Source organism: Streptomyces sp. NPDC001828, assembly GCF_042892175.1.
GTDB lineage: Bacteria > Actinomycetota > Actinomycetes > Streptomycetales > Streptomycetaceae > Streptomyces.
In genome coordinates, this window is record NZ_JBIATV010000003.1 from 15,273 (window position 1) to 28,304 (window position 13,032).

Below are 13,032 nucleotides of genomic sequence, written 5' to 3' on the forward strand. Positions count from 1 at the left end.
ACCTGGGGCGGCACGCCGAAATCCCAACCCGCCTCAGCCGTAAGGGGGTTGGGATCGACGGTGGGTTCAGGAGCTCTTGACGCTCACGTCCCCGCTGCCGGTCTTCAGACCGATCTCGTACTTGCCCGCGGGGTCGTTGGGCACCTTGATGTTCTTGTCGCCGTTGCCGGTCTTCACGGTGACCCGGTAGCTGGCGGACGGCACGGTGAGGCTGACGTCGCCGCTGCCGGCGGTGATCTGGACGTTCTGCGGCTTGCTGGGGGTGAGGTGGATGTCCCCGGAGCCCGTCTGGGTGTCGATGCCGCCGCCGGCGAGGCCCGTTCCGCTGATCTCGCCGTTGGTGGTCTTCACCTTGACCGCACCGCTGACCTCGTCGAGGGTGATGTCGCCGGAGCTCGCCGACACGCTGACCGCACCCACCTTGTGGAGGCTGACCTCTCCCGAGGACACATCGCCGCTGATGGGGATGCCGGCGGGCACCTGGACGGTGTACTTCACCGAGCAGGACCCGGAGCAGCCGCCGAGGATCAGCACGCCGCCCTCGATCCGGTGGGTGGCGCCGGACGGCTTGGTGGCTCCCTTGTCGTACTGCACCTTGCGGTGTAAGGACGCCGAGCCGCCGTCGGTCCCGTTCACGGTGACCCCGCCCGAGCCGTTCTCCAGGCGTACGGAGGTGATCTTCCCGGAGAGCGCGCTGTCGTCCTCGAAGGACTGCTGGTTGAGCGAGCCGATCGAGCCGCACGCGGCCAGTCCGCCGGCGGCGAGGCCGACCGCGGTGAGGATGCCCAGGGCGCGGAGCTGCTGACGCATGGAATGTCTCCCGGTTCTGGAGAATCAGCTGGGCCCGAACAGGCATGCCGCCCGCACAGGCGTGAGGAAAATTCCGGTCCCCGTGGACTCGGGACCTTCCGTGTCACGACGCTAACGCAGCGCGTCACGGCACGAACATGGGGCAGACCCCCGGATACCCCCTGAGGACTGCCCCCCGTCCGAACTCACCGCCGTACGACGGTCGTACATCCGGTCATCCGCAGCCGCCCGCGTGCCCGTCGTCGACGGATCTCGGACCGAGTCCGACGGCCGCTCCGACCGGCTCCGGCAGGGCGGGCTCGGTGAGTCCGCGCTCGCGCAGGTGGGCGACGAAACCGGGCAGCCGGTCGAGACCCCAGAAGCGGCTGAAGCCGTGCACGAAGAAGGGCACGCCGAACACCCCGTCCGCGCAGACGTCCAGGAGGAGCCGTACGCCCTCCTCGCGCAGCTCGGGGTCGTCCGAGGCGGCCGCCAACTCGGCCGAATCCAGCCCGAGTTCGGCTCCGATGCCGGCGATGACGGAACGGTCGCAGATGTTGCGGCCCTCCTCCCAGCGCGCCCGGTAGGCGGCCGCGATGTACTGCGGGCCGCGCCCCTCGCGCCGGGCGACCAGGTAGGCGAGGTGCGGGATCTCCCACACCGGGTCCCGGTCGACCGGCCAACTCAGCTTCACATCGAGGGACTTGGCGATGCGGCCGACGTCCTGGAGCACGTAGAGGTGCTTGGCCCGCGTCATGGCCGCGTACGGGAAGGTGCCGCCGGCCTCGGTCAGCATCCGGTCGCTGACCGCGTCCGGCTCGAAGAACGGCCGCCACTCGACCAGGGCCGCGACGTCCGGGTGGTCCGCCATGAGTGCGCGGTGGGCGAGCCAGGAGTACGGGCTGCGCAGCGAGAAGTAGAACCTGGGGGTCTTCTGTACGGCTCCCACCTCAGATCACCAGGCCCCCGTCGACGCCGAACACCTGGCCCGTGATGTACGAGGCGCGCTCCGACACCAGGAAGGACACCAGGTCGGCGACCTCCTCGGGGCGGCCGAAGCGGCCGAGCGGGATGCGCTCGGCGAGCTTGGCGCCGTTGTCGTCGCCCAGGGCGGCCGTCATGTCGGTCTCGATGAAGCCGGGGGCCACCGTGTTGACGCGGATGCCGCGCGGGGCGACCTCCTTGGCGAGCGCCTTGGAGAAGCCGATGATCCCGGCCTTGGACGCCGAGTAGTTGGTCTGGGTGGCGTTCCCGTACACCCCGGCGACCGAGGACATCGTGACCACGGTCCCGGCCCGCCGCTTGAGCATGCCGAACACGGCCGCGCGGCAGACGTGGTACGTCCCGTCGAGGTTGACCCGCAGCACGTCCTGCCACGCCTGGTCGTTCAGCATGATCAGCGGGTTGTCCCGGACGATGCCGGCCGAGGACACCAGCGCGTGGACGGGGCCGAGGGTGCGCTCGGTCTCGCGGACGAACTCCTGGGCCTGGGCCCCGTCCGCCACGTCCACGCACCGGGCGAGCACCGATGCGCCCGCCTCCTCGGCCTCCTTGGCGACGGCCCGGGCCTCCTCCTCGCGCGAGCGGTAGCAGAAGGCCACCGCGTAGCCGTCGGCGGCGAGCCGGCGCACCACGCTCGCGCCGATCCCCCGGGAGCCCCCGGTAACCAGTGCGACGCGGGGTTTGTCTGCGGACATCATGACCTCTCGTGGGTTGTCTTCACGGGCGTGCCAGGACCGCTTCGTCCGCGGCCCGCTCCAGTTCCGTGGCCGGGCGCAGCGCGAAGGTGAGCTGTCCTACGTCGAGGACCCGCCGCCCGTCCACGGAGCTGGAGCCGGCCGTGACGACGGTGTCGCCGAGGTCGCGGACCAGGGTGACCTCGTGCACGAGGACCGAGCCCGGGTACACCGGGCCGAGGACGCGCGCGTCCCGCACCCCCGCCCCGAGCGTGACCTGTCCGGTCCGCACATCGGGGTTGGGCCGCTCCCAGCAGGCGAGCAGCAGCGCGGCCTGGGCCCAGGACTCCAGCATCATGCTGAGCGGGTAGGCGTACTCCTGCTGGGCCCCCTGGGCCAGGCCCCGGTAGGCGGGTTCGGCGACGCTGACCGCCTTGTACGCGACGAGGCGCCGGCCCGGTTCCACCTCCCCGACCCGGTCCACGAGCAGCGCGGGGTAGCGGTGCGGGATGACGGAGGTGATGCGGAATTCGGGGGTCACTCGTCCTCCTGGTCGGGGCGGTGCGGCGGGAAGTGCAGGGCGATGCGGGCGGCGGGCCTGGCGTCCGCGCTGACGGACGCCGTGGCCCGCACTCCGCCGCCGCTCCGTTCGATCCGGGCCTCGATGACCAGTTCCTCGCCCGGCCGCACCGGGCTCAGGAAGCGGGCCTTCTTGACCACCATGGGCTGTCCGGCGCCGACCCCGTGGGCGGACACCAGGTCGTACACGTACTGCACCAGGGCGAAGCCCGGCACCAGCGGGAAGCCGGGGCAGTGGCCCCGCAGGAAGGGGGCGCCGTGCGCGACGGTGACGCTGCCGCGCACGGTCTCGTCGGCGGCCGGCGGTGCGGCCGGGCCGCTCGGGTCGCGCAGGTCCAACTCGGCGATGCTGAGCACCTCTTGGAGCATCATGGTCGTGTCCTCCTCATGCGCCGAGCAGGGCGCAGCCGACGGTGCCGTCCCGGTCGATCCCGGTGACCAGGGCCGTCGCGCCGGGCGGCAGCCCTCCTTCTTCGGCGAGCGCGAGGACCGCCGCGGTCTGGAAGGCGGTGGCCGCCGCCGAGGTGTCGCCGAGCAGCGGCCGGCACCGGATCCAGCGGGGGTCGGCGCCGGACGGCAGGGCGCCGAGCACGGCGTCCTCCTCCCCTTCGGTGCCGAGCGGGGCGACGACGCGTACGCTCTCGGCGCTCGCCCCGGCGTCGGCCAGGACCGCCCGTACGCAGGCGGTGAGCGCGTCGGCGGCCTGCTCGGGCCGGTGGTAGGCGCGGAAGCGGGTGCCCAGGAGCCGGGCGAGCGGGGTGCGGCCTGCGGCCGAGGCGCGCGCGGCCGGCTCCAGGAGCCAGACCACGCCGCCCTCGCCGAGCGGCGGCCGGGCCGCGCCCTCGGCGGCGTGCCACTCCAGCCAGGCCCGCTGCGTCGAGTACTCCTCGGCGGCCCCGCACAGGACCCGGTCGCAGTGACCGCCCCGGTGCAGCCGGGCCGCGTAGCCGAGGGCGAGCAGGCCGGTCAACCACCCACCGGCGACTGTGGTGTTGGGGCCCTTGATGCCGTGCCAGATGGCGCTCTGGCCGGCCATCCGGTTCATCACGGTGTTGGGAAAGCGCGCCGGGTCCACGAGGTAGGGGCGCTCGCCGGTCAGCGAGTCCCGGGTGAAGTCCATGATGCTCTGGACACTGCCGTGGCCGGTGCCGAGGACCAGGGCGAGCCGTTCGGGCCGCTCGACGACGTCCGGCCCGCACTCCTGGAGCAGCTGCCCGTACGCGGAGACCGCGAGCGCGGTCAGCCGGTCCATGGTGCGGGTGCCCTTCTTGCCGAGGGCGCCCGCGGCGCTGAACTCCGGTACCAGGGCGGCCTGTTGGTACGGTCCGGGGTGGTCCGTGGCGTCGAGCGCGGTGAGCGCGCTCTCGGCGGCGGCGAGCCCGGCGCGGTAGGCGGCCCGGCCCGCGCCGTAGGGCGAGACCGCGGACCAGGCGGAGAAGACGAGCTCGCCGGCGGGCGCGGCCGGGGCCGCCGGGCCCGGGTCCTGAAGGGTGGCGGCGCCGCTCATGCCGTGGTCCCGCGCCCGGTGGTCCCGCCCGGCTTCCCGTTGAGGGCGTTGAGCAGCCGGTCGTCGAAGTTGACCAGGCTCCAGTCCCGGCGGTTCTCGATCACGGCCCAGCCGTGGGTGATGCGGCCGGTGGTGGTCGGCACGAGGACGCCGTCGCGCAGGACGTAGGTGTCCATGCGGGCCGTGTAGGTGAAGCGCTTGAAGACGTTCTCGACGGTGTAGACGGTGTAGAGCGTCTCCTCCATCCGGGCCTCGTCGAGGACGGTGATCTTCGAGTGCGGCACGACCGGGATCCAGTCCTGCTCGTCGAGCAGGGTCTTGATGGAGACGCCGCGGTCGGCCAGGAAGAGGTCGACGACCTCCTCCATCTGCCGCAGGTAGCCCGACATCTGCACGCGCTCGGTGAAGTGGCAGTAGAAGTACGGCATCCGCCAGGCCCAGCCGAAGGCGTTGCGGCCCTCCGTCAGCTGTTCGAGGGGGTCGGCGCCCGGCCGCAGCGCGATCGGCTCGGCGCCCGCGCCGAGCCGGTCCACGACCGCGCCTTCGAGGGCGGCGGGCGGCTGCTCGGCCTCGTGGCCGCGCGGGTCGAACCGCAGCTGCACGGCGACCTTGGACACGACGGCCTTCTCGGTCGTCCCGGCGCGCTCGACGGTCATCTCGACGAGGAAGCGCAGTCCGTCGCCCTTGTCGGGCGCGGGGGTCACGGCGGCCGTCGCGACGTCGTCGATGTGGAACGCGGTGAGGATCTTGGTGTCGATGTCGGTGATGTCGACGCCCAGGCCGTAGCGCTCGTACAGCTGCCCGGCCGGGAAGCCCCGCTGGCGCAGGTGGTCGTAAACGGCCTCTTCCACCATGTAGTTGACGTGCTTGAAGCCGATCCAGGTGCAGATGTTGGACCCCTCGTAGCGGGGCCGTATCTCCAGGCGGGTGGTTTCGTCCGTCGCGGCGGTGCTCACGCTCATGGCTTCTCCAGTAGGGAAACGGGGGCTGCGGCGACGTGCCGCGCCGGGCAGGGGTCGGCGGCGATGAAGTCGCACACCAGGCGGGTGACGCGGTCGGCGGCCTCCACCATCGGGAAGTGGCCGCAGCCGTCGAGGAGTTCGAACCGGGCGCCCGCGACGGCCGCCGCGAGTGCCCGGCCGTCCTCGGCGCGGGCCGCGATGTCCTGCTCGCCGGAGAGGACGAGCAGCGGGGTGCGGACGGCTTCGAGGTCGAGGAAGGGCGTGCGCAGATACGACTCGAAGAACCGCATCCAGCCGTAGGGACCGATCTGGTCGCGCAGTCTGCGCGCCATCCAGTCCCGGTGCCCCTTGGCGAACCGGGCGGTCTCGCCGACGGCGAGCGCCTCCTCGAAGACGCGGTGGAAGTCGTTGAGGTAGTACGAGATCACCGACCAGTCGAAGTCCTGGGGGCTCGGCCGGTAGAAGGGGCTGATCAGTACGGTGCGGCGGGGCGCGAGGTGCCCGGCCGCGAGGGCCTCGGTGAGCAGGTTGGCGGCGTAGGAGTGGGCGACGACCGCGTCGTACCGTTCGTCGACGAGGTCCCGCAGGCAGCGGCCCGGTTCGGGCAGTGCGCCCCAGCCGTCGCCGGCCCGCATGGCCCGCCAGGGCAGTTCCGCGTCCCACAGTTCGAGGCGCTCGTCCGCGCGGGCCGCGAACGGGTCCCAGACGGACGACTTGCCGCCGAGCCCGTGCAGGAGCAGGACCCGGGCCGGCTCGCCGGGCCCGCCCGCCGTGGCGGGCCTGCGCAGCCGCGCGGTGAGCCGGCTCATGCGGCCGGGCTTCCCTCGTACTTGCCGAGGATCACCACCGCGTTGTTCCCGGCGAAGGCCAGCGCGTTGTTCTGCACGATGCGCACGTCGGCGGCCCGCGCCTCGTTGGGTACGGGGTCGAGCGCGCACTCGGGGTCGGTCTCGTGGTGGTTGATGGTCGGCGGGATGAACCCCTCGGTGATGGCTAGGGCGCAGGCCGCCGAGGCGAGGGCGCTGGCGGCGCCCATGGTGTGGCCGAGCATGGACTTGATGGAGATGGTGGGCGGCGGCTCGGCGAACACCTGCCGGATGGCTCCGGCCTCGGTGACGTCGTTGGCCTTGGTGCCGGTGCCGTGCGCCGAGATGAAGTCGATGTCCTCGGGCTTGACCCCGGCGTTGCGGTGGGCCAGTTCGATGCAGGCGGCGAGGCTGTCCTGGTCGGGGGCGACCGGGTGGTGGGCGTCGCAGTTGAGTCCGTAGCCCAGGACCTCGGCGTAGATGCGGGCGCCGCGCGCGAGGGCCGACTCCAGGCTCTCCATGAAGAGGATGCCCGCCCCCTCGCCGGTGAGGATGCCCTTGCGGTCCACGTCGAAGGGCTGGCACACCTCGGGCGCGATGGTGCCGAGGCGGTAGAACCCGGTGAACGTCTTGCGGCACACCGCGTCGGCGCCGCCGGCGAGCGCGATGTCGACCTCGCCGGAGCGGATCGCGTCGAAGCCGGAGCCGATGGCGTAGTTGCCGGCGGCGCAGGCGGTCGGGATGGTGACCGCCTCCACGTCCGACAGCTCCAGTTCGCGCACGATGCTGCTGGACAGCAGTCCGGCGGTGGACCGCCGTGCCGCGACGGGGTCCAAGTTCTCCGGCCCGTCGGCGAGTTGACGCTCCATCAGTACGTCGAGGTCGTGCGACTCGCCGTCGGTGGTGCCGACGGAGACCAGGACGCGGCGCTCGCGCAGGGAGGCGGGCTCCATGTGCGCGTCGTTCACGGCCATCCTGGCCGCCGCGACACAGAACTGGCTGGCCCGGCCGAGCTCGCCCGGATCGATGTGCTCGATCCACTCGGCCGCGTCGAAGCCCTCGATCTCGCAGCCGTTGGCGTGCGCGTATCCGGTGGTGTCGAACGAGGTGATCGGCTTGACGCCGCTCCGGCCGGTCCTGAGCCCGGTCAGGAACTCGGCCGGTCCGGTGCCGATGCTGGTGACCGTTCCCAGGCCGGTGACGACGACCCGGTGTGGCTGCCGGCGCTCACTGCTCACCGGTGTCTCCTCTCTGGCAACGTCCGGGGCCGGACCTACTTGGACAGGCCTTCGCGCACCACGGCGACCACGCCGTCCATGTTGACCATCCGGACGAGCTCGGCCTGGTCGATCTCGATCTGGAAGGTGCGCTCGAGGGACGAGAGGATCTCGATCGCGCCGAGCGAGTCGGCGTTGTGGTCCTCCTTGAAGAGGCTCGTGTCCGTGACCTCGGCGGGCTCGATCTCCAGGATCTCGCAGACGATCTCCTGGATCTGAGCGCGCTGTTCGTCGGTGATGGCGACCGTGCTGGGCATTGCGCCTCCCATGTGAGATGCGAGTGGTTGGGGTACCGGGTGGATACCGAGGAGTTTTCTCGCCGGCGCTGACGCGGACCTGACGGTCGGCTGACTCCCACCCCCCGCCGGGGCGCCGGGAATCACGTGCGAAGCCGCCACGACCCGGCCTCGTGAACCCTCGTCGCGGGCCGGTGACCGGCGTTGTTCAGCGCAGCGTGAAACACCTGGTCCCCGGCGGCACCACGCCGCCATCGTGGGCGCCCGCCCCGCACGTGCCAACGGCTCCTCACCCGAAAGTGGAATCCTCGCCGCACCCCTCAACCTGTACGTGACCGACGGCGTCAGTGTGGGCGTGTACGCGGCCCGATCGCCGCGCGAACGGCCGGGGTTCACCTCAACTCCCCGTCACACCAAGCGAGTTGCCTTCCCCCCGCGTCCCTGCGGAACACCCTCCGCAGTCCCCGACGACCGGCAGTACTCATCCGACCAGGGAGTCGATCTGATGAACCGCACAGGGCCGCACGGCCCGGACGACGTCGTCGTGCTGAGCGAAGTCCGCCGCACCTACGGCTCCGAACGCGCTCGCACCGTCGCCCTCGACGGTGTCTCGGTCGCCTTCCGGCGCGGCACCTTCACCGCCGTGATGGGGCCCTCCGGCTCCGGCAAGACCACGCTGCTCCAGTGCGCCGCGGGCCTGGACCGGCCCACCTCCGGCTCGGTCACCCTCGACGGGCTCGACCTGTCGGGCCTGAACGAACGCGCGCTGACCAAGCTGCGGCGCGAGCGCATCGGCTTCGTCTTCCAGGCCTTCAACCTGCTGCCCGCGCTCACCGTCGAGGACAACGTGACGCTGCCGCTGCGGCTCGCCGGGCGCAGGCCCGCGCGCGGCAGCGTCGTCCAGGCCCTTGAGCGGGTGGGCCTCGCCGACCGGATCGGGCACCGGCCCGGCGAGCTGTCCGGGGGCCAGCAGCAGCGGGTCGCCATCGCCCGCGCCCTGATCACCGACCCCGCCGTCCTGTTCGGCGACGAGCCCACCGGCGCCCTGGACACCCGCACCGCGCTGGAAGTGCTGCGCCTGCTGCGCGCGGCGGTGCGCGACGACGGGCAGACCGCGATCGTCGTCACGCACGACCCGGTGGCCGCCTCCCACGCCGACCGGGTGGTCTTCCTCGCCGACGGCCAGGTCGTCGACGAGCTGTACGGAGCGTCGGCCGACACCATCGCCGAACGCATGACCCACCTCGGCGCCTGGGGCGACCTGCCCGGCACCCACTCCCTCAAAGGGGCCCTGTGATGTTCCGCCAGGCGTTGCAGACGCTCCGCTTCCGCAAGGGGGGCTTCCTCGCCTCCTTCGTCGCGCTGTTCTTCGGCGCCCTGATCCTGGCGGCCTGCGGCGGCCTCATGGAGACCGGCGTACGCGCCGACGTGCCGCCCCAGCGCTTCGCCGCGGCCCCGGTCGTGGTGGCCCGGGGCACGTCCGACCACGGTGACCTGGTCCTCGCCTACGACCGCCTCGACGCCTCGCTCACCGCGAGGATCGCGGCCGTCCCGGGCGTCCGGCGGGCCCTGGCCGACGTGTCGTTCCCGGCGCTCGCCCCCGACAAGGGCGCGAGCGCGGACGACGGACTCACCGGTCACGGCTGGTCCTCGGCCCTGCTGGCCGGCGCCCCGCTCGCCGAGGGCGCCGAGCCGCGCGCGGCCGGGCAGGCCGCCGTGGACGCGCGCCTCGCCGGCCGGCTCGGCGTGCGGCCCGGCGACCGGCTGCGGCTCACCGTCGGCGGCACGCCGGTGTCCGTGCGGGTGAGCGGTGTGGTGCGCTCCTCGTCCGGGACGGGCACCTCCCTGTACTTCACGGACGCGCGGGCGCGGCAGCTGCGCGGCGCCCCGGACAAGGTCGACGCCATCGCCGTACTTCCCCAACCCGGCGTATCCGCGGCGGAGTTGCAGCGGAGTCTGGCCTCCACGCTGCACGGTCTCGACGCGACGGCGGTGACCGGCGAGAACCGGGGAACCGTCGAGTTCCCCGGCTCCGAGGGCGGCGCTTCTCCCCTGATCTCGATGTCCGCCGTCTTCGGCGGGATCGCCGCCATGGTGGCGGTGTTCGTCGTGGGGTCCACCCTCGCCGTCCTCATCCAGCAGCGCATGCGGGAGATGGCCCTGCTGCGCGCGATCGGCGCGCTGCCCGGTCAGATCCGGCGGATGGTGGTGGGCGAGACGCTGATCGTCGGTGTCCTCGCGACCGTGCTCGCCCTCTTCCCGGGGCGCGCGGCGGGCGAGTTGATGCTCCATCAGCTGGCCGACGCCGGTGTGGTGGACTCCGAGATCGTCTACCGGGCCGGGTGGATTCCCCTGGTGATCGCCGCCGGGACCGCGTTCCTCTCCGCCATCGCCGCGGCGTTCATCGCCTCGCGCCGCGCCGCCCTCGCCCCGCCCACGGCCGCCCTCGCCGAGTCCGCGCTGCCCAGCCGCTGGCTGAGCGCGCCGCGCCTGGTGTGCGCGCTGCTCTGCTTCGGCGGGGCCGGGGCGCTCGCGTTCGTCACCGCGACCGTCATGAGCGGCGAGGTCGCCTCCAGCACCGCGGGGCCCGCCGCCATGCTGTGGACGGGCGGGGTCGCGCTGATCGCCCCGGGACCGACCCGGGTACTGCTCGCCGTGCTGCGTCCACCGCTGCGCCTGCTGCCGGGCCTGGCAGGTGAGTTGGCGTCCGACAACGCCCGGGCCCGCAGGATCCGTACCGCCGGCGCGGTCACCCCGGTGGTGCTCGCGACCGGTCTCGCCACCGCGCTGATCTACCTCCAGCTCAGCTCGGACGCCGGCGGCGGAGGCGAGGCGACCAGTGCGTGGATCAACTATCTGCTCGCCGGAACCATCATCGGATACGCGGTGATCTCCCTGGTCAACACGCTGGTGGTGGCCGCCGCCGAACGGCGCGGCGAGTTCGCGCTGCAGCGTCTGGTCGGTGCGACGCCGGGGCAGATCCTGCGGATGGTGACGGTCGAGGCGGCGATGGTCGCGGTCATGGGCATCGTGCTCGGCTCGTTCGTCGCGCTGGCCACCCTGGTGCCGTTCAGTCTCGCGCTCGACGGGTCGTGGGTGCCGGGCGGCGGGGTCCTTGCCTATCTGGCCATCGTGGCCGGCGTCGGCGCGCTGACCCTGATCGCTACCCTGCTACCCACCCGCATGGCGCTGCGGACCCGGCCGGCCGAGGTGCTGGCCCTGCCGTGATCCGCGCCGGGACGGCACGTCCTGCCGGGCACCACTCAGGCGGCGTCCGGCAGGAAGGGTCTCAACTCCGCGAAGGACTCCGGGTGTTGGGCGATCCACGACCAGTAGCGGGCGATGGTCCTGGCGTACTCGCAGTAGTAGCGGCGCACCGTGTCCACCAGGCTGCGCAGGGTGCTCCGGGCGAGCGAGTCGCTGCGCCACACGAGGAGCATCTCGGTGCTCGCGGTGCCGCTCACCGGCACGAGCGCGACCTCCTTGGTCGCTCCCGTCGGCGTGGTCAGGGCGGCCGCGCCCGCGTCCCGCACCCAGTTCATCGCCTCGTGGTGGCCGTCCACGTAGTGGAGGACCTCGGGGTCGGCGTGGTCGAACTTGGCGAACAGGTGCTTCTCGATGGGGTGGAACCAGTGGTCACGCGCGTAACGGACCCAGGTGAGTCCGGCGAGGTCGGCCACGCCCACCCCGGCCCGGTCGGCCAGCGCGTGGCCGCGCGGCACGGCGAGCCAGACGGGTTCGCGCACGATGACGGTCTTGGCCAGGGCCGGCTCCAGCACATCGGCCGGGGCGATCAGCGCCATGCTGGGCACCAGGGCCGCGTTGAGGGCCCCGCCGCGCACCGCCGCCACGGCCGCGGCCGGTGCGAGGGTCTCGCTGCGCACCTCGCCGACGGGCAGCGCTTCCTGGAGGACCGTGCGCAGCGACGGTGGCGTCCACTCCGCGTTCCCGAAGCGGAACACCTCGGAGGAGTACGCGCTGGCCTCGGCGATCACCAGGTCCGCCTGGTGCACGAGGTCGGCGAGCAGCGGCAGCAGGCGTTCGCCGCGTGAGGTGGGGATTACGCCCGAGCGGCTGCGCACGAATAGTTCGCCGCCGATGGCTCTTTCAATACGGTGCAATTGTGCGGTCAGGCTCGATTGCGGAAGATTCAATTCCACCGCTGCCTTGGATATGCTTCCGGCACAGTCGATGGCCATCACGATCCTGGCATGACGTAACTCGACGTTCACTTATCCCCCGTTCGCGACCGACACCCGCGGACGTCCATCCGGCAAGAGGCCCGGACCGGTCGCACGCTAACAGGACGCACTGGTTCAGTCCATATCGTTGTCCGGCGCGGACGTGGGCCGCCGGACCGCATCGGGGGAATGCAGTGGAAATCGGTCAGCCGGCCGCGGGCAGGGCATGTGCCAGAACACAACGCGGCTCGCCGAGCGTTTCGTCCTGGCGGAGAATCGCCTGATACGCCCGGTGCAGCGCGCGGCCGGGTTCGAGGCCCAGATCGACGGCGAGCCGCCGGCGCGCGCCGTGGAAGATCTCCAGGGCCTCGGCCTGCCGGCCGTCCCGGTAGAGGGCGAGCATCAGCAGCTCGCTGAGCCGCTCCCGCCCGCTGTGCTCGACGGCCAGTTGCCGCAGCTCGGAGACGGGCACGCGCGCCGCGTCCACGGAGAGCTTGGCCGCGGTGAGGTCCTCGTAGGCGGTGATCCGGCGTTCTTCGAGGTGGTCGGCCTGGATCCGGCAGCGCATGCCGTCCCGGGCGTCCATCAGGGCGGGCCCGCGCCACAGCGCGAGCGCCGACTCCAGCGTGACGATGGCCCGGTGCGGGTCCCGGTCGACGAGTTCGGCGCCGGCGTTCGCCAGTTCGAGGAAGCGGTGCGCGTCCACTCCGGCGGCGGGCACGTCGAGCAGGTATCCGCTGCTGACGGTGCGCAGCGGCTCGGTCGTGCCGGTCACCGACTGCAGCAATTTGCGCAGCCTTCTCACATTGGCTTGAAGTGCGTTGCGGGCGTTCGCCATCGGCTGCTCGCCCCACAGCTCGTCGACCATGCGGTCGGAGCTGACCGGTACGCCGGGCGAGAGAGCGAGCATCGTCAGGACCACGCTCGCCCGCTTCGAGGCCATCGTGTACCGCTTGCTTCCGTGCGCGAGGTAAAGCGGACCAAGAACGTTGATTTCCATAGCACGACCCCCATGTCAA

The 13,032-nt window shown here is 72.2% G+C and carries 14 protein-coding genes; 2 read left to right on the top strand and 12 right to left on the bottom strand.

Going from position 1 to position 13,032, the window contains the following annotated elements:
* Nucleotides 1-66: 66 nt before the first annotated feature.
* The 10 genes from ACFYZA_RS11360 to ACFYZA_RS11405 all read right to left on the bottom strand — a co-directional run bounded on the left by ACFYZA_RS11360 (nt 67) and on the right by ACFYZA_RS11405 (nt 7,853).
* Nucleotides 67-810: a DUF4097 domain-containing protein gene (locus ACFYZA_RS11360; protein ID WP_382597326.1), complete on the bottom strand. Its 744-nt coding sequence runs from the start codon at nt 808-810 to the stop codon at nt 67-69.
* 214 nt (nt 811-1,024) lie between these two features.
* Nucleotides 1,025-1,738, bottom strand: a complete 714-nt coding sequence (locus ACFYZA_RS11365) for a 2-hydroxychromene-2-carboxylate isomerase (protein ID WP_388489478.1) — start codon at nt 1,736-1,738, stop codon at nt 1,025-1,027.
* Nucleotide 1,739: 1 nt separating this feature from the next.
* The gene (fabG, locus tag ACFYZA_RS11370; protein WP_382597400.1) at nt 1,740-2,486 is read right to left on the bottom strand and encodes a 3-oxoacyl-[acyl-carrier-protein] reductase; all 747 of its coding nucleotides are present in this window, start codon (nt 2,484-2,486) and stop codon (nt 1,740-1,742) included.
* 22 nt (nt 2,487-2,508) lie between these two features.
* A complete protein-coding gene (locus tag ACFYZA_RS11375) occupies nt 2,509-3,006 on the bottom strand; it encodes a 3-hydroxyacyl-ACP dehydratase FabZ family protein (protein WP_382597330.1) in 498 nt (165 codons plus the stop codon).
* Nucleotides 3,003-3,416, bottom strand: a complete 414-nt coding sequence (locus tag ACFYZA_RS11380; protein WP_388489481.1) for a hotdog domain-containing protein — start codon at nt 3,414-3,416, stop codon at nt 3,003-3,005. The genes ACFYZA_RS11375 and ACFYZA_RS11380 overlap by 4 nt, the downstream gene beginning before the upstream one ends.
* Nucleotides 3,417-3,429: 13 nt before the next feature.
* Nucleotides 3,430-4,551: a beta-ketoacyl synthase N-terminal-like domain-containing protein gene (locus ACFYZA_RS11385; protein WP_388489484.1), complete on the bottom strand. Its 1,122-nt coding sequence runs from the start codon at nt 4,549-4,551 to the stop codon at nt 3,430-3,432.
* Nucleotides 4,548-5,513 (bottom strand): hypothetical protein, encoded by a 966-nt coding sequence (locus ACFYZA_RS11390; RefSeq protein ID WP_388489487.1) that lies wholly within the window; start codon nt 5,511-5,513, stop codon nt 4,548-4,550. Before ACFYZA_RS11390 ends, ACFYZA_RS11385 begins: the two co-directional genes overlap by 4 nt.
* Nucleotides 5,510-6,322, bottom strand: a complete 813-nt coding sequence (locus ACFYZA_RS11395) for an alpha/beta fold hydrolase (protein WP_382597338.1) — start codon at nt 6,320-6,322, stop codon at nt 5,510-5,512. The genes ACFYZA_RS11390 and ACFYZA_RS11395 overlap by 4 nt, the downstream gene beginning before the upstream one ends.
* Entirely contained in the window at nt 6,319-7,557 is a 1,239-nt protein-coding gene (locus tag ACFYZA_RS11400) for a beta-ketoacyl-[acyl-carrier-protein] synthase family protein (protein WP_388489490.1), read from the bottom strand. The genes ACFYZA_RS11395 and ACFYZA_RS11400 overlap by 4 nt, the downstream gene beginning before the upstream one ends.
* 35 nt (nt 7,558-7,592) lie before the next feature.
* Nucleotides 7,593-7,853 carry an acyl carrier protein gene (locus tag ACFYZA_RS11405; protein WP_382597342.1) on the bottom strand — a complete coding sequence of 87 codons (261 nt, stop codon included), beginning with the start codon at nt 7,851-7,853 and terminating at the stop codon, nt 7,593-7,595.
* A 484-nt stretch (nt 7,854-8,337) separates the two neighbouring features.
* On the opposite strand from ACFYZA_RS11405, the gene ACFYZA_RS11410 reads away from it, so the two are divergent.
* Both ACFYZA_RS11410 and ACFYZA_RS11415 read left to right on the top strand, forming a co-directional pair.
* The gene (locus ACFYZA_RS11410) at nt 8,338-9,129 is read left to right on the top strand and encodes an ABC transporter ATP-binding protein (protein ID WP_382597344.1); all 792 of its coding nucleotides are present in this window, start codon (nt 8,338-8,340) and stop codon (nt 9,127-9,129) included.
* A complete protein-coding gene (locus tag ACFYZA_RS11415) occupies nt 9,129-11,060 on the top strand; it encodes an ABC transporter permease (RefSeq protein WP_388489493.1) in 1,932 nt (643 codons plus the stop codon). Before ACFYZA_RS11410 ends, ACFYZA_RS11415 begins: the two co-directional genes overlap by 1 nt.
* Before the next feature lie 35 nt (nt 11,061-11,095).
* Here the strand turns inward: ACFYZA_RS11415 and ACFYZA_RS11420 are convergent, their stop codons facing one another.
* Complete coding sequence (locus ACFYZA_RS11420; protein ID WP_382597348.1) at nt 11,096-12,064, bottom strand: LysR family transcriptional regulator; 969 nt, start codon at nt 12,062-12,064, stop codon at nt 11,096-11,098.
* A 154-nt stretch (nt 12,065-12,218) separates the two neighbouring features.
* A complete protein-coding gene (locus ACFYZA_RS11425) occupies nt 12,219-13,013 on the bottom strand; it encodes a BTAD domain-containing putative transcriptional regulator (RefSeq protein WP_382597350.1) in 795 nt (264 codons plus the stop codon).
* Between the last annotated feature and the right edge of the window lie 19 nt (nt 13,014-13,032).

What these genes read in the sequence shown, in the direction of transcription:
- ACFYZA_RS11360 (WP_382597326.1), bottom strand. Translation starts at nt 810, where the DNA reads ATGCGTCAGCAGCTCCGCGCCCTGGGCATCCTCACCGCGGTCGGCCTC.
- fabG (WP_382597400.1), bottom strand. Translation starts at nt 2,486, where the DNA reads ATGTCCGCAGACAAACCCCGCGTCGCACTGGTTACCGGGGGCTCCCGG.
- ACFYZA_RS11380 (WP_388489481.1), bottom strand. Translation starts at nt 3,416, where the DNA reads ATGATGCTCCAAGAGGTGCTCAGCATCGCCGAGTTGGACCTGCGCGAC.
- ACFYZA_RS11385 (WP_388489484.1), bottom strand. Translation starts at nt 4,551, where the DNA reads ATGAGCGGCGCCGCCACCCTTCAGGACCCGGGCCCGGCGGCCCCGGCC.
- ACFYZA_RS11390 (WP_388489487.1), bottom strand. Translation starts at nt 5,513, where the DNA reads ATGAGCGTGAGCACCGCCGCGACGGACGAAACCACCCGCCTGGAGATA.
- ACFYZA_RS11395 (WP_382597338.1), bottom strand. Translation starts at nt 6,322, where the DNA reads ATGAGCCGGCTCACCGCGCGGCTGCGCAGGCCCGCCACGGCGGGCGGG.
- ACFYZA_RS11405 (WP_382597342.1), bottom strand. Translation starts at nt 7,853, where the DNA reads ATGCCCAGCACGGTCGCCATCACCGACGAACAGCGCGCTCAGATCCAG.
- ACFYZA_RS11410 (WP_382597344.1), top strand. Translation starts at nt 8,338, where the DNA reads ATGAACCGCACAGGGCCGCACGGCCCGGACGACGTCGTCGTGCTGAGC.
- ACFYZA_RS11415 (WP_388489493.1), top strand. Translation starts at nt 9,129, where the DNA reads ATGTTCCGCCAGGCGTTGCAGACGCTCCGCTTCCGCAAGGGGGGCTTC.
- ACFYZA_RS11425 (WP_382597350.1), bottom strand. Translation starts at nt 13,013, where the DNA reads ATGGAAATCAACGTTCTTGGTCCGCTTTACCTCGCGCACGGAAGCAAG.